This is a genomic window from Coprococcus aceti (assembly GCF_025567285.1).
Taxonomy (GTDB): Bacteria; Bacillota; Clostridia; order Lachnospirales; family Lachnospiraceae; genus Coprococcus; species Coprococcus aceti.
Genome location: NZ_JAOQJT010000008.1, coordinates 68,437 through 83,422, shown reverse-complemented (window position 1 = coordinate 83,422; position 14,986 = coordinate 68,437). Strand labels below are relative to the sequence as shown.

17 protein-coding genes are annotated in these 14,986 nt (G+C 45.7%); 2 read left to right on the top strand and 15 right to left on the bottom strand.

Translation table 11 applies throughout. The annotated features are described in order from the left end of the window. Nucleotide 1: 1 nt before the first annotated feature. The 13 genes from hydF to OCV54_RS11230 form a co-directional block, all read right to left on the bottom strand. Nucleotides 2–1,237 (bottom strand): [FeFe] hydrogenase H-cluster maturation GTPase HydF, encoded by a 1,236-nt coding sequence (hydF, locus tag OCV54_RS11290; protein ID WP_055224046.1) that lies wholly within the window; start codon nt 1,235–1,237, stop codon nt 2–4. A 19-nt stretch (nt 1,238–1,256) separates the two neighbouring features. Further along, entirely contained in the window at nt 1,257–2,675 is a 1,419-nt protein-coding gene (gene hydG / locus OCV54_RS11285) for a [FeFe] hydrogenase H-cluster radical SAM maturase HydG (RefSeq protein WP_055224044.1), read from the bottom strand. Nucleotides 2,676–2,733: 58 nt separating this feature from the next. Then, nucleotides 2,734–3,360, bottom strand: coding sequence for a hypothetical protein (locus OCV54_RS11280; RefSeq protein WP_022216967.1), 627 nt, complete (start codon nt 3,358–3,360; stop codon nt 2,734–2,736). A 150-nt stretch (nt 3,361–3,510) separates the two neighbouring features. Next, complete coding sequence (locus OCV54_RS11275; RefSeq protein WP_022216968.1) at nt 3,511–4,236, bottom strand: lysophospholipid acyltransferase family protein; 726 nt, start codon at nt 4,234–4,236, stop codon at nt 3,511–3,513. A 359-nt stretch (nt 4,237–4,595) separates the two neighbouring features. Next, nucleotides 4,596–5,000, bottom strand: coding sequence for an ATP synthase F1 subunit epsilon (gene atpC / locus OCV54_RS11270; protein ID WP_055224042.1), 405 nt, complete (start codon nt 4,998–5,000; stop codon nt 4,596–4,598). Nucleotides 5,001–5,013: 13 nt separating this feature from the next. Further along, nucleotides 5,014–6,402, bottom strand: a complete 1,389-nt coding sequence (gene atpD, locus OCV54_RS11265; protein WP_022216970.1) for a F0F1 ATP synthase subunit beta — start codon at nt 6,400–6,402, stop codon at nt 5,014–5,016. 37 nt (nt 6,403–6,439) lie between these two features. Then, entirely contained in the window at nt 6,440–7,324 is an 885-nt protein-coding gene (atpG, locus tag OCV54_RS11260; RefSeq protein WP_022216971.1) for an ATP synthase F1 subunit gamma, read from the bottom strand. Nucleotides 7,325–7,365: 41 nt separating this feature from the next. After that, nucleotides 7,366–8,868: a F0F1 ATP synthase subunit alpha gene (gene atpA / locus OCV54_RS11255; protein WP_022216972.1), complete on the bottom strand. Its 1,503-nt coding sequence runs from the start codon at nt 8,866–8,868 to the stop codon at nt 7,366–7,368. Between the two features lie 4 nt (nt 8,869–8,872). Beyond that, a complete protein-coding gene (gene atpH / locus OCV54_RS11250; RefSeq protein ID WP_055224040.1) occupies nt 8,873–9,388 on the bottom strand; it encodes an ATP synthase F1 subunit delta in 516 nt (171 codons plus the stop codon). Continuing rightward, nucleotides 9,369–9,875, bottom strand: coding sequence for a F0F1 ATP synthase subunit B (atpF, locus tag OCV54_RS11245; RefSeq protein WP_055224038.1), 507 nt, complete (start codon nt 9,873–9,875; stop codon nt 9,369–9,371). Before atpF ends, atpH begins: the two co-directional genes overlap by 20 nt. A gap of 103 nt (nt 9,876–9,978) precedes the next feature. Next, entirely contained in the window at nt 9,979–10,203 is a 225-nt protein-coding gene (gene atpE, locus OCV54_RS11240) for an ATP synthase F0 subunit C (RefSeq protein ID WP_004852001.1), read from the bottom strand. A gap of 65 nt (nt 10,204–10,268) precedes the next feature. Next, nucleotides 10,269–10,946 (bottom strand): F0F1 ATP synthase subunit A, encoded by a 678-nt coding sequence (locus tag OCV54_RS11235; protein WP_082431323.1) that lies wholly within the window; start codon nt 10,944–10,946, stop codon nt 10,269–10,271. A 64-nt stretch (nt 10,947–11,010) separates the two neighbouring features. Beyond that, the gene (locus OCV54_RS11230; RefSeq protein ID WP_055224036.1) at nt 11,011–11,484 is read right to left on the bottom strand and encodes an HAD domain-containing protein; all 474 of its coding nucleotides are present in this window, start codon (nt 11,482–11,484) and stop codon (nt 11,011–11,013) included. A gap of 304 nt (nt 11,485–11,788) precedes the next feature. On the opposite strand from OCV54_RS11230, the gene OCV54_RS11225 reads away from it, so the two are divergent. Both OCV54_RS11225 and OCV54_RS11220 read left to right on the top strand, forming a co-directional pair. Next, the gene (locus tag OCV54_RS11225) at nt 11,789–11,920 is read left to right on the top strand and encodes a hypothetical protein (RefSeq protein WP_262563387.1); all 132 of its coding nucleotides are present in this window, start codon (nt 11,789–11,791) and stop codon (nt 11,918–11,920) included. 467 nt (nt 11,921–12,387) lie between these two features. Then, the gene (locus OCV54_RS11220; protein ID WP_055224034.1) at nt 12,388–13,134 is read left to right on the top strand and encodes a helix-turn-helix domain-containing protein; all 747 of its coding nucleotides are present in this window, start codon (nt 12,388–12,390) and stop codon (nt 13,132–13,134) included. A gap of 36 nt (nt 13,135–13,170) precedes the next feature. Here OCV54_RS11220 and OCV54_RS11215 read toward each other — a convergent pair whose 3' ends face one another. Beyond that, nucleotides 13,171–14,061 carry a precorrin-6B methylase 2 gene (locus tag OCV54_RS11215; RefSeq protein ID WP_022216976.1) on the bottom strand — a complete coding sequence of 297 codons (891 nt, stop codon included), beginning with the start codon at nt 14,059–14,061 and terminating at the stop codon, nt 13,171–13,173. A gap of 116 nt (nt 14,062–14,177) precedes the next feature. Beyond that, nucleotides 14,178–14,942 (bottom strand): DeoR/GlpR family DNA-binding transcription regulator, encoded by a 765-nt coding sequence (locus tag OCV54_RS11210; RefSeq protein ID WP_055224032.1) that lies wholly within the window; start codon nt 14,940–14,942, stop codon nt 14,178–14,180. Nucleotides 14,943–14,986: the final 44 nt, after the last annotated feature.

Below are 14,986 nucleotides of genomic sequence, written 5' to 3'. Positions count from 1 at the left end.
TTTATATGTCCGTCTTTGTCTGAAAAATCCTCAGACTCCTGTCAAGAATCCCATTCATATGAGCTATAGCAGTTCCATAATTCGTCATCGGGATACTCTGCTGCTCCGCCCTTCCCTGACGACTCTTCATCTCGCGTTCATTCAGCATACAGCCTCCGCAGTGTATCACCAGATCATATCCTGTCAGATCCTCCGGGAATTCCGTTCCGCTGACAAATGTAAATTCAGGCTCAAGTCCCGTGTATCTGCGTATCCATCTCGGCAGTTTCACAGTTCCTATATCATCACACTGTCTGTGATGGGTGCAGCCCTCAGCTATGAGTATCCTTGGAGGTCTGCTGTCCGCATCTGTACGCTGGCCTTCATCCCTCAGCCTGTCCAGGACATATGCGCCATTTACCGCCGCATCAAGCTGCCCTTTAAATCTTGCCATCAGTATTGAGAATGACGTCAGATATATGTCATACGGCACGATCTTCATAACCTTTGCAAATGCCTGGGAGTCAGTGACCACCAGAGATACATTCCCCTCCAGCCGTCTCAGAGTATCCTCAAGCTCCGTGTCCCTGCACACCACAGTCGTAGCTCCGGTCTCAAGAACATCCCTTATGACCTGCTGCTGCGGAAGTATCAGCCTGCCCTTCGGAGCTGCAGAATCTATCGGTATGACCAGCACCACCATATCACCCGGCTGTATCAGATCTCCGACCAGTCTCCTGGTCATGGTGTCTGTCACCGTGAGTCTTCCTATCAATTCCTTCAGCTCATCTATTCCCTGTCTGCGCTCTGCGCTGACCCATATGGAATTCTCCGCTGAATTCTGAACCTGTGTATCATCCTTAACTAGATCACTCTTATTGTACGCAATTATATAATTTATATTCTTCTCTTTGAAAAGCTCTGTGAGCTCCCTGTCCGACGCGGACAATCCAGCCGTGCCATCAACTACGAGCACAGCGACATCTATCTTCGCAAGCACCTGCCTGGTCTTCGACACCCTGAGTTCACCCAGCTCGCCGGTATCGTCTATTCCCGGTGTATCTATGATGACCACCGGTCCAAGCGGAAGCAGTTCCATGGACTTGTACACCGGATCCGTGGTGGTTCCCGCCACATCCGACACAACAGCAAGGCTCTGCCCCGTCACTACATTTACCAGACTGGACTTGCCTGCGTTCCTGCATCCAAAGAAACCTATATGCACTCTGTTTGCCGACGGTGTATCGTTTAAACTCATTTTGCTCCTCCACAATGTGTTAGAATCTAAAATCTCTGTCTCCGTGCTTTATCCTGTCAAGTCTCTCGACCACTATCTGTCTGACTTTCTCATTCGGAATATTCTTCAGCTCATTCTGTATGAGTCTCCGGCCTATCTCCGCGGTCTCCGGCGAAGCATAATCCACCAGATATTCCTCCAGCGTCATGAGTGCGTTCGGATGACAGCAGTTCTGTATCTGTCCGCTCTTGCACAGGCTCATGAACCTGTCGCCGGTTCTGCCCTCTCTGTAACATGCCGTACAGAACGATGGTATATAGCCCTTGGTCATCAGCCAGTTCACAACCTGATCCAGAGTTCTCGTGTCGCTGACATCGAACTGCTCCGACTTCTCATCCTCTGGCTCCGGCTCATAGTAGCCACCCACACTGGTCTTTGAACCACCGCTTATCTGCGACACTCCAAGCCTTATGATCTCATCCCTGACCGTTGGATTCTCCCTTGTGGAGATTATCATTCCTGTATAAGGAACGGCGATTCTGATACATGCTGCGATCTTGCAGAATACATCGTCGCTTATTCCGTTGTCAAATGCCTCAGGATCTATGTCGTCAGCCTTCTTGACTCTTGGCACACTGATGGTGTGCGGACCAACTCCATGAACAGCCTCAAGGTGCTCCGCATGCATCAGCAGCCCCGCAAATTCGTACCTATACTTATCCAGACCAAAGAGCACCCCCAGACCCACATCGTCTATACCACCTTCCATAGCACGGTCCATAGCCTCTGTGTGATATGCATAGTCATGCTTCGGTCCATATGGATGAAGCTTCTCATACGCTTCCTTATCGTAGGTCTCCTGGAAGAGGATGTACGTTCCAATTCCTGCCTCGTGCAGCTTCCTGTAGTTCTCCACTGTGGTCGCCGCTATATTTACATTTACACGCCTTATTGCACCGTTCTTGTGCTTGATGCTGTATATCGTGTCTATACACTCCAGGATGTACTCGATAGGATTCATCTGAGGATCCTCACCGGCCTCAATGGCCAGTCTCTTGTGACCCATATCCTGCAGTGCTATGACCTCCCGTCTCACCTCTTCCTGGGTGAGCTTCTTTCTGGCTATATGCTTATTCTTGATGTGATACGGACAATACACACACCCATTTACACAGTAGTTGGACAGATACAACGGCGCGAACATAACTATTCTGTTGCCGTAGAAATCCTTCTTGATCTGCTCCGCCAGATCATATATCTCGTTTATCTTGCCCGGCATCTCACACGCAAGAAGCACGGATGCCTCCCTGTGGGTAAGCCCCTTCCTGAGCTTTGCCTTCTCTATGATACTGTCGATAAGCTCCACATTGTCCTTGTTCTGATCCGCATAGTCCAGCGTCTCACGGATCTCGCCATCATCTATGAAGTCCTCTGCCTTCATGGATCTCACATCATACATTTTTTGTCAGCCTTCTTTCTTGTATACTGTATGCCCTTCCAATCTTATACACACAATATTATTCAGTGGTCTCCGCCTCTGTTGTCTCCTCACTGTCAGCATCCCCGGAATCGACCGGCGTACTCATGCTGTCTATTTCATCCGGCATACGGACATAGTCCACATACCAGCCATCGTCGCACTTCAACATACATTCCTGAACGTGTACCGTGACCTCGCCGCCATCCTTGCCTGTCACTATCCAGTCAGCTTCCACACTTCTGTACTGGGACACGCCCTTAACTCCGTTGTCCGCAAATTGCTGCTGCACATCCTCTATATTGCTCACCGCCTGTATATCGGTGACCTTGCACTCGATCGTATCTATATCCCCAACCTGCTCATCTGTATACGCTCTGAACTTGTTTATATATATGTCCTGTATGTCACTCACCGACAAAACCTTTGACGAATCCTCAAACTTCTTCACGTATCCCGGGGCTATCATGTCAGCCATCTCTCCGCCATCGCCAAATGCGTATATGCGGGCGGTCTCCTTTGCCAGCTTGTCCGCCTGATATGAAAATCTGTAATAGATCACATAAAATACCGCAAATACTACCACGATCGCCACTGCCAGAACTATTATAAGCTTCTTGAGGAATCCGCTTTTTTCATTACTGTTTCTCTCTTTACTCTGTCCCATATCTCTACTTCCCAATCCTTATTTTGTGGTTAAATACCCTTTTATATTGTATTCACCTGATTTGATATAGTCAACACCAAGCTTCCGTAACCCCCGAACGGGCAGATCATCAACATGACCTGCCCGTTCAGAATAATTATCCATATATCGTTACCAACAATTCATTGTCTCCATCGTATCAAGCTTCCTCTGGATCTTGTCAACGACCATATCCCTGATCTCTGTGGTCGTCTTATCCGCTATAACCTCATATGGGATCGGCTCCAGAAATGCAAGCTGTGTCGTCACACGTCTCAGTGACCATCCCTCAAATGGCTTGAAGGAATCATACAGCACGACTGGAACGATAGGACACTTCGCCTTCTTGGCGATCTTGAAGCTTCCCGGCATGAACTCCTTGAGCTCATTGTGACTGTGATCGTATCCTCCCTCCGGGAATAAAATATATCTCCTTCCCGCCTTGATCTCCGTGGATACATCGTTTATAACCTGTACCTGCTGCTTTATGTCTTCCTTGTCAAGTCTCTGTGCCTTCACAAGATCCGTAAGCTGATCTGCTATGAACAGCTTCGACCTCTTTGCATCCATGACATACGTAATCGGTTTGTCATGGGAAACTATAACTCCCAGTACATCATACTTACCCTGATGATTGGCATACATGATATATCCGCCCTCCTTAGGAAGGTTCTCCATACCCGTGGCAACCGTCTTGATAAAAGCACGACGTCTCACATGATTGCACATAACCTGTGCCATCTGATAACATATATCCTCACCATATTTTTCCGGGTGTCTGGCATAATACGACATCTTTGGCACATAGTACATGATCAGAAACAAACACGAAACTATTACCCAAATAAATCTTAACATAAATACCTCTAACCAAATACCTTTAACTCAAAAATGTGTGCATATACATGCACACGTCCTCTTTTTCATAAACTCTTATATACATAGTTCACTGTATATACAGTGAACCATATACTATCTAGTAATTTTCTCAGTAAAGGCAAAAGTTGTCAAGTAACATTTTATCTATTGTGTCTGCACATAAAAAGGCAACGCCACATCGGTTTCATCGTCCCGCTGCTGGCACTGCCTTTTATAATAGACTCGAAGTCCCGCGCTGACGCGCTCTATGTTCGGCTTACGCCGAACGACTTCTCGTTAAAACCGCTTGAAACCCCCAAATGCCTGCAAGCAGGCGCTTGGGGTTTCTGCGCTGGGTTTTATATCTTTTCTGTTACTTTGAGTCTTGTGAGTGCACGGGCAAGGGATGCCTCGCTCTGCTTGTATTCCTTCAGACTCTCTTTCTGTCTGAGTCTCTCTTCCGCTCTGATCTTTGCCTCCTTGGCTCTGACCCTGTCGATATCCTCCGGCTTCTCTGCGGAATCCACGATAAGGACAACTCGGTTATTTACTATCTGAACAAATCCTTCGCCCACAACACCGATGACCTGTTCACCTTTACTCGTGGTGATCCTGATCTCTCCTATGCTGGTAGCTATGACCATATTCTCATGATGTGCAAGAACCGCTTTCTCTCCATCTTCAAGTGGAAGAACTATTTTCTCTGCCCGGCCGTCGAAGAATATCTTATTACTGGAAATAACTCTCAGATAAAATGTATTCATCTATGCACTTCCTTTACTGGCCCTTCTCGGCCTTTTCCTTTACTTCCTCTATAGTACCTACATTGAAGAATGCCCACTCAGGATACTCGTCCATCTCACCGTCAACGATCATCTTGAAGCCCTTGATCGTATCCTTGAGACTTACATACTTTCCAGGAATACCTGTGAAGTTCTCAGCAACATGGAATGGCTGTGACAGGAATCTCTGAACCTTTCTGGCTCTGGTAACTGTAAGCTTATCCTCATCTGACAGCTCCTCCATACCGAGGATTGCGATGATATCCTGCAGCTCCTTGTACTTCTGAAGTATCTCCTGTACACGTCTTGCAACATTGTAATGCTCCTCGCCGACTATATCAGCCTCAAGAATTCGTGAGCTTGACTCCAGCGGATCTACTGCCGGATAGATACCCTGCTCAACGATCTTTCTTGAAAGAACTGTATTTGCATCCAGATGCGCAAATGTTGTGGCTGGGGCAGGATCTGTAAGGTCATCGGCTGGCACATATACGGCCTGGACTGACGTGACTGATCCTTCCTTGGTAGAAGCGATTCGCTCCTGAAGCTCACCCATCTCATTTGCAAGTGTTGGCTGATAACCAACGGCTGATGGCATACGTCCAAGAAGTGATGAAACCTCTGAACCTGCCTGTGTAAATCTGAATATATTGTCGATGAACAGAAGCACATCCTGATGATTTACATCACGGAAATACTCTGCCATTGTAAGTCCTGTCTCTGCAACTCTCATTCTGGCTCCAGGTGGCTCATTCATCTGTCCGAACACCAGGGCGGTCTTGTCGATAACGCCTGACTCGCTCATCTCTGTCCACAGATCATTTCCCTCTCTTGAACGCTCTCCAACACCGGTGAATATTGAGTATCCACCATGTACGGATGCGATATTCTGGATAAGCTCCTGGATAAGGACTGTCTTACCAACTCCGGCACCGCCGAACAGACCGATCTTACCACCCTTTGAGTAAGGTGCAAGAAGATCTATGACCTTGATACCTGTCTCAAGTATCTCGATGACAGGACTCTGATTCTCAAATGTTGGCGGCTCTCTGTGGATTACCCAGTGCTCTGTGTCTGAGAGATCCTCCTTGCCATCTATTGTCTCACCAAGCACGTTGAACAGACGTCCAAGTGTCTGATTTCCTACTGGAACTTTGATTCCTGATCCGGTCGCAACGACTTCCATATCTCTTGAAAGTCCCTCGCTGGCGGACAGCATGATACATCTTACTGTATTATTTCCTACGTGCTGTGCTACTTCCATAACACATTTTTTTCCATGATTATCTACTTCAAGAGCATCCTTGATGTATGGCAGATCGTTGTCTGGAAATTCTACGTCTACGACAGGTCCCATGACCTGTACTATCTTACCATTTTTCAAAACATCAGACCTCCTTTACAATTATTTATTGAGCTTATTAGCTCCTGTCTCTCTGAGCTCTGGCGCCGCCCGCGATCTCTGTGATCTCCTGCGTTATGGCTGCCTGCCTTGCTCTGTTGTATTTGATATTGAGATCATCCAGCATCTCCTTGGCACTCTTTGTGGCTGAGTCCATCGCCATCATTCGGCTGTTCTGCTCACTGCAGAAGGACTCTACCAGAGCGCCGTATATATATCCCATGACACAGTTTGGTACGATTCGGTCAAGCACTGCCTTCGGTGAAGGCTCCATGGTAATCTCCTCGTGGAACACATCCGCAGGAACGCCTGCGAAGTCAGTCCTCTTCATAGGGAGGAGCTGTATCATCTGCGGTTCAACGACCACACTGCTCTTCATGTTGGTATATATGATGTATACCTCATCTATATCGCCATTCTCATAGTTCTCAAGCATCTTGTCCGCTATGACTCTGGCTCTGTGAAGACTAGGATTCTGCGCTGTATACTGGAAATGTATATCTATAGGCACTCCCTTCTTTGCGAAGTAGTGTCTTCCCACCTGGCCGACTACATACAGCTCACTGTTTGGGTGGGCTGCAAGCTCCTGCTCAGCGATCTTGATTACATTGTGGTTGTAGGCACCAGCCATACCTTTGTCGGCGGTAATGACCAGATAACCTCGCCTTCTGTCCTCTTCCTTGATTCCCTCTCTGCTGTCGAAATACAGATGCTCCATCTCAGGAACATGTCTGAGCATTCTGGCAAGAGCAACCTGGAGTGTGTAGAAGTAAGGCTCCGTGTTCTCAAGATCTGTCCTCGCCTTTTTAAGCTTGGAAGATGAGATCATATACATTGCATTGGTGATCTTCTGAGTATCCTTGATACTCTTTATTCTATTCTGGATTTCTTTGGTATTTGCCAATCAAATCACCTCTCAACGAATCTTCTTATTTCTCCTGAGATCTATCTCTCGATAAACTCCTTAGCGGCTGCGACTATCTTGTCCTTCAGCTCATCGGTAAGCACCTGCTTCTCCTCGATCTCATCCACGATATCCTTATGGGCACTGTGGAAGTATTCAAGCATCTCAAGTTTCTTCTTCTTGACCTCTGAAACCTCAACTGGAAGGAATACCTTATTGGTAGCTGCTACCAGAATGATAACCTCCTCGGCCATTGACAGCGGATTACACAGAGGCTGCTTTAAAAGCTCCATAAGTCCCTTGCCATACTGAAGCTGTTCCTTGGTGTTCTCATCAAGATCTGAACTGAACTGTGTGAACACCTCCATCTCTCTGTACTGTGCCAGATCGATACGGATACTTCCTGCGGCCTTCTTCATCGCCTTTGTCTGCGCTGCACCACCAACTCGTGATACCGACAGACCGACGTTGACAGCAGGTCTCATACCTGAGAAGAACAGATCGCTCTCGAGGAATATCTGTCCATCTGTGATAGATATAACATTTGTAGGTATATAAGCAGATACATCGCCTGCCTGTGTCTCGATAATAGGAAGGGCTGTGATGGAGCCTCCGCCAAGCTCATCCTTAAGCTTACTTGATCTCTCAAGAAGTCTTGAATGGAGATAGAATACATCTCCAGGATATGCCTCACGTCCTGGTGAACGTCCGAGAAGCAGTGACAATGTTCTGTAAGCAACAGCGTGCTTTGACAGATCATCGTACACGATCAGCACATCCTTGCCCTTATGCATGAAATACTCAGCGATCGCTGTACCTGAATAAGGCGCAATATACTGAAGTGGTGCTGAATCACTTGCTGTAGATGCAACGACTATCGTGTAGTCCATGGCATCATATTTGTTCAGGTTATTTACAACCTTGGCTATTGTTGAAGCCTTCTGGCCTATAGCCACATATACACAGATGACATCCTTGCCCTTCTGATTCAGAATGGTATCTATCGCTATGGATGTCTTACCTGTCTGTCTGTCTCCTATGATCAGCTCTCTCTGTCCTCTTCCGATTGGGAACATGGCATCTATCGAGAGGATTCCTGTCTGAAGCGGCTGGTTGACCGACTTACGATCAACTATGCTTGGAGCCGGATTCTCTATTGGACGATAATCCGTTGACTCTATGCTGCCCTTTCCATCTATAGGTGCTCCAAGGGCATCAACTATACGTCCGATAAATGCATCGCCTACAGGGATGCCTGCACGCTTTCCCGTTCTGCTGACCTTTGTTCCTTCTTTGATTCCTGTATCACGACCGAACAGAATACATCCTATCTCTGTTCTTCTGATATCCTGAACCATACCTTTGACACCATTCTCAAAAACAACGATCTCACCGTACATGGCATTGTCTATACCGTATACGGTTACGATTCCATCACCTACATAGATGACCTTACCGACTTCTTTGTCCCTGGAGTCAAAATCATAATTCTCTATCTCTTCTTTGAGTATAGAAATAATATCCTCTGAACTAATTGAACTCAATTTATCACCTCATAACCAGTTTCTGTCTAAGGGATTTGTACCTGCCCAGAATGCTTCTGTCGTACTCGCGGTCTCCCGTTCTTATGACAAATCCACCTATCAATTCTTTTTTCTCCACCATAGAAAGCTGTACCGTCTTGCTTCCATACTCTTTCATAAGGAAGTTCTCGATACCTGCCTTCTGCTTATCAGTTGGCGGTGTGACATAATAGAGAGTTGCCGAAAGGATATCCTGCTGCTCTCTGGCATACTTCTCATACTCGTCAAATATGTCATGTATCATGTCAAATCCATCGTTGTCACACAGGGTCTTCATGAAATTTACCAGATCCTTATTGCCAAATCTGTCAAATACCCTGTCAACGACCTTGCGCTTGTCCGCGTGGCTGACCACCGGATCTGCCAGTGCATATACCAGCTCCGGACTACCATCCACAAGCGCCTTTATCTCCTCCACCATGTCCTGACTGATTCCAAGCTGATAGAGGACAATTCCGTAATTAATTGCCTTCTGTGTCACCTGAATCACCTACTTCATTCAAAAACTCGTCATACATGGCAGCTCCTGCTGATTCCGCATCACCTTCACCGCCCACGATCTTGCCGGCTGCTGCCATTGCAAGCTCTGCGATCTGTGACTGCATATCAGAAAGTGCCTTGTTCTGCTTGATCTCTATGGTCTTCTCCGCATCCTTTATCATCTTGACTGACTTTGCATCAGCCTGATCTATGATACGGCTGTACTCATTCTGGGCCTCCACACGGGATTTCTCACGGAGATCCCTGCACTCAGCATCAACCCCTGCAAGGGTATCCTCATACTGAGACTTGAGTTTCATTGCTTCAGCCTTCTGATTGTTGGCATCCGATATGGTGCCAGCGATCATATCTTCTCTCTTCTTGATGACATCGTTGATCGGTCCTATCAAGAACTTCTTCAAAAGAAGAAACAGAACTATTAAGTTGATAATGGTGAATGCTATTGTAGAAAATTCTATATCAATCATATAGCCACTCCTATCTTTCTGTTTCTATTATCCGCATCTCTTCTGCAATTCCAGATTTCTATTAGATATTTCTATTAAAATATCCATCTGACCAAAAATCTGATTACTTAAGAAGAATGATTGCAAGAAGTCCGATTACGAAACCGTAGATAGCTGTTGCCTCTGCAAGGGCACAACCGATGATAAGAAGCTTTGTGATCTTTCCGTCTGCCTCCGGCTGTCTAGCTACAGCCTCAACTGCCTTTGATGTTGCAAGACCGATTCCAAGTCCTGCGCCAAGTCCTACTAATGCTGCTATACCTGCTCCAATTGCTAATAATCCGTTCATATCATTTTCTCCTTCATATTTTCATTTTAATTTCAGATAACATGTTAATTATCTTTAAATAACCTTTACTCCATCGCTTCCTGCATGTAAAGCGTAGTCAGGAAAGTAAATACAAATGCCTGTAAAAATCCATCAAAGAAATCAAAGTACAGGCTGAGTGGGATAGGGACAATGAGTGGAACTACTGCCTCTATCAGCTTCATGATGACGAATGCTCCGAGAACATTACCAAAAAGTCGCATACACAGCGACAGTGGCTTGATGACAAGCTCAAGTACATTAAGCGGTGCAACTATTGCTACCGGCTCTGCAAAACTCTTGACCCATCCTTTCGTTCCCTTTCCTCTTATTCCTGCCACCTGTACGAGTATTATACTCATGATGGCCAGCGAGGCTGTCACATTCAGATCCTTTGTCGGTGGTTTAAAGCCAAATACACCCATGATGTTGGCCATGCCGATGTACAGAATAACCGTTATCAGATACGGAACATACTTCATGCCCGCCTCTCCGATAACACCTTTGAACAGGTTGTTAAAGGTAGTTATTATGGTCTCCAGCACAAGCTGTTTCTTACCCGGATTCTCAACTTTGAGATTCCTTACAAGGATAATCGACAACAGCACAAGCACTGCCATAATGATCCATGTTACCACCACAGATTCTGTTATCGGTATTCCACCAAATATTGGTATTGTAAATACTGTTTTGCATTGGAGTTCATTGGATAACTCTTCTGCCAGATCCGTAAGACATCACTTCCTTTCGCACTGTTTTGTTGTATGTCAAAATGCTATCCCAGGTTTATTATTGGTTTATTATTGAAATAGCATTCCTGGCATCTGCCTCAGACAGCCCCACAAGTACGTTCTCTGTGTTGATCCAGTGAGAATCGAGTTCATGAGCCTCCCAGTCCATATCCATATCATCCAGTATGACATATCCCTCTACGGAATTCGCAGTCACATAATCCTTGACTGCACAGGCTCTGGTATAATCCCCATACTTGCTTCTGAGCTCATCCCCTGAAGAAGTTGCCCCATATACTTCCATTCCAGCATCGGCAAGTCTGCCTATCAGTTCTCTTACATGAGCTTTACTGACATCCTTATCAATCACCTGTTTTCTCCAGTCACTGGTCATAACCAGCTTAGCATGTGTGGCATCAACTATCATTTTAAGATTCGCCACATTCTTTGGATTGATAAACTCCCCTTGTTTATCACACAGGAATTTTTCTGAATTCAGTACACCGTCTACATCAAAAAATACTACATTCATACGGTCATACTCCCCTATTTTTTTTATTTACAAGCACTCTCGCTCCTTGCTTGCGTATTTTATCACCATTCAAAACAAATTTAAAGTCATTTATTTGCCCTTATAGTCATATTTTAATCATTTTTAATATTTGTATTGTTTTTCGTAACAAAAACAGTTTTTTGTCACAGTTTTCCCAAGAAACCCGCATAAAACCTAGTGTATCACCAGTTTATACTTTTTTTATAATTTTAACAATTAGTTTATAATTGTCATTTTCCTGCGTCTTGCTGAGGCAGAGACCGCAACGCCCTTATCGCAGCCGGTGCCGAATACAGACAGAGACAGGGATGAGAAAGAAGTAGAGCGTGACTCTTCTATATATAATTTCGCCAAGAACAGGCTGCGTATTCTTCCGGGGGCTGTATATCATCTGCTATATATGTGGTATCGTTAGCGAATACGACTGAGCTTCGCTGCTTCTTGCTGAGGCAGAGACCGCAACGCCCTTATCGCGGTCGGCGCCGAATGCAGATAGAAGCAGGGAAGCGAAGGAAGTAGAGCGTGATACCACATATATAGCAGATGATATACCCGCCCCCCGGAAGAATACGCAGCCGTCCGTCCTTCGCCCCCCACGAAAAAAGGCTATCTCGTGTTCGACGCCCTAACGCTCGACACGTGATAGCCTTGTTCCCTCTGCCGTAATCCGTCACCCCCATTGTGACAGACTATTGTAGAAAATGACCCCCTTGTCATCTCTCGATGTAACAGATAAATTCATTATATCATATTTAATTTCATATTAAAGAGCAGTTCATACACTTTCCTGCGCATACACAAATCGCAAAAGTGTATATTCTTACACTTTTCAACTGGACAAGCCTGTTTCTTCTATTATATAATGTTACTGAGGTGAATTACATGCAGCAACAATACGATATAGGGAAAAGACTCAGGGAAGTCATGGCTGAACGCGGGGTTACGATCAGTCAGTTAGCTGAGTTGACAGATGTCTCTGAGGATACGATAAAAGCCATCAGGAGCGGCAAGACCAAGAGCCCGGGAATACAGCTTATGATATCCATCGCAGACGCACTTGGATGTACCATGGATGGATTTCTCCATAGGCGCAGCCTTACGGACGAGGAATTGTATCTCCTGCAAAAATACAGAACACTCAACATCCACGGCAAGCGGATGGTCATGCTAATGGCGGACTCTGAAGATCACATGCAGAAGAAGCTTCCTTCAGCGGATGCGTACCGCGCCAAAACGCGCAGGATTCCGTGTATTTCCTCAACTCACACGCTTGCTTCCAATTCAGACTACTCAACACACGCGACAGAATTTATAGAGATACCCACCGATTATTTTCCAAATGCAGATTATTGTCTGAGGCTCACGACCAATATGCTCCATCCTATCTATATTAAGGATGATATTATAGCCGTGGAACAAAACTTTCCTCATTTCGGAGATATTGCGTTATTCCTGAACGAGAATGGAGTCGAGATGATCAGAAAATATACAGAAAAGGATGGCTCACCATACCTTGAAGCTGTCAGCAGATGTGATAGATCCCTGTATCTCACAAGTGATATCATTTGTCTGGGAACGATCCTCGGAATCGTCCGTCTGGAAGACACAAGAAAACCGCCTATTACATAAAGGCGGTTTTCTTATATATAAATATTATGATGTCGATTACTCTGCTCCACCGGTGATAAGCCATGGTGACGGCTGGGTAACGAACATGTTGTCCTTGTTGGTTTTGGATACAGATATCTGAATAGCCTCCATATTCTTTATTCCGAGCTTGTCAAATATGAGCTTTGCCTGTGCAAGTATTCCAAGATCAAGTGTGTATATGACAAACTGCATATTCGGATTGATCTTGAGCAGTCTCTCCATATCTGACTCCAGATAATGATTTGCAACTATGAATGCCAGTCTCGGAACAGGTATGGCTGCCAGAGTGTCCTCGCTCATATCTGGGATTATCTGTACATTATGTACTCCGAACTTGTCAACATTCTCCTCCATGGATCTTCTCGAACCCTCGTCCGGCTCAACGGCTATAATGTTGCCCTCGCTTGCCACGATCGCAGCCTCAATGACTATACTCTCGGCCTGGAGTGCCAAGATGGTGTCATGCGTATCCACATCCAGCAGACTCATGATGACTGCTCTTATCTCCTTGCCGACATAGTGTACTGTTCCAGCCGAGAAGAAATCATTTGCAATTCCGTATCTGACGGATTCCCTTGTCTTCTCATTCATGATGAATATAACTGTTGGCCCTGTTATCTTCCTGTTCAGCACCTTCTCCAGCTTGTCATGATGAACCTCGCCGCCGGGCTCCACACCCTCTGCATACCACATGTCATACTCGCCAAAGCCCTTCTCCCAAAGCGTATACAACAGATCCTCATGACTCTGATCTGCAAATATAAGAACTCTCTTGTGTGTGTCTATAGTCGGAACAACGTTCTTCTGCTTTCCGCATATATTCAGCATCTTTATCTTCTCAGGACTGACCTTCATCATGTCTGCAAAATAGCCAAGCCAACTGAGCATATCCTTGTTCTCGTACATAACCATAACCCTCCTTTAGTTGTCCGTCCAATCTTTTATATAGCACATTTATTATACTATTTTATCGATCTTCTGTACACCCAAAGAGAGGCAAACAGACACTTTTTTGACTGTCATCAACTTACCACGTTCAGCTTGTGATCTCTATACATATTGTATACGGACTCCGGAAGCTTATCGTCGGTTATGATGGTGAATTCCGGCTGGAGATCACTGAGCTTGAAATCTCCCTTTGTCTCGAATTTCATGCTGTCCGCCAGCAGAAATACCTCGCTAGCATGGCCTATCAGCATGCACTGATTCTCATAGGTCTCCCTTATAAAATCATGTGCGCCATCCTCGACCGAAAGTGCCGAAGGTACTACAAATGCCTTTGAAAAATACAGTTTCTGCATCGCCTCATGTGTCAGGAAGCCATAAAACAACTTCTCCTTCGGGAGATATTCACCGCCCAGCAGGGTTATCCTGTAATTTCCACATTCCGATAATATGGAGAACACCTCCGAGGAATAGGTTATGACGGATAGTGAGTCAAAATTGCGCGCCTTCAGTGCCATGGCGAACAACGACGCCGTGCTGCCTGAATCTATCGCTATGGTGTCTCCATCCTTCACATACTCAAGCGCTTTCCTGGCTATCTGCTCCTTGAGTTCCATATTGGATGTGCCCCTGACATCCATATCCTCAAACCGGTATCTCTTCTTCACAGAAACCGCACCGCCGTGTACCCTCGTGAGCATGTTGTTATTTTCAAGATCCTCAAGATCACGTCTCACCGTCTCGGTCGACACGCCCAGCAGCTCAACCAGTCTGGCAACAGTAACCGAATGATTAAGATTTACCTGATCCAATATTATCTGTTTACGCTGATCTGCTAACATCTGTCCCCTCCCTTACTTCCTTATAAACTGAGCCCTATGTTTTC

What these genes read in the sequence shown, in the direction of transcription:
- OCV54_RS11210 (WP_055224032.1), bottom strand. Translation starts at nt 14,942, where the DNA reads ATGTTAGCAGATCAGCGTAAACAGATAATATTGGATCAGGTAAATCTT.
- hydG (WP_055224044.1), bottom strand. Translation starts at nt 2,675, where the DNA reads ATGTATGATGTGAGATCCATGAAGGCAGAGGACTTCATAGATGATGGC.
- atpF (WP_055224038.1), bottom strand. Translation starts at nt 9,875, where the DNA reads ATGATTGATATAGAATTTTCTACAATAGCATTCACCATTATCAACTTA.
- OCV54_RS11230 (WP_055224036.1), bottom strand. Translation starts at nt 11,484, where the DNA reads ATGAATGTAGTATTTTTTGATGTAGACGGTGTACTGAATTCAGAAAAA.
- OCV54_RS11280 (WP_022216967.1), bottom strand. Translation starts at nt 3,360, where the DNA reads ATGGGACAGAGTAAAGAGAGAAACAGTAATGAAAAAAGCGGATTCCTC.
- atpE (WP_004852001.1), bottom strand. Translation starts at nt 10,203, where the DNA reads ATGAACGGATTATTAGCAATTGGAGCAGGTATAGCAGCATTAGTAGGA.
- atpC (WP_055224042.1), bottom strand. Translation starts at nt 5,000, where the DNA reads ATGAATACATTTTATCTGAGAGTTATTTCCAGTAATAAGATATTCTTC.
- OCV54_RS11220 (WP_055224034.1), top strand. Translation starts at nt 12,388, where the DNA reads ATGCAGCAACAATACGATATAGGGAAAAGACTCAGGGAAGTCATGGCT.
- OCV54_RS11275 (WP_022216968.1), bottom strand. Translation starts at nt 4,236, where the DNA reads ATGTTAAGATTTATTTGGGTAATAGTTTCGTGTTTGTTTCTGATCATG.
- hydF (WP_055224046.1), bottom strand. Translation starts at nt 1,237, where the DNA reads ATGAGTTTAAACGATACACCGTCGGCAAACAGAGTGCATATAGGTTTC.
- OCV54_RS11215 (WP_022216976.1), bottom strand. Translation starts at nt 14,061, where the DNA reads ATGTACGAGAACAAGGATATGCTCAGTTGGCTTGGCTATTTTGCAGAC.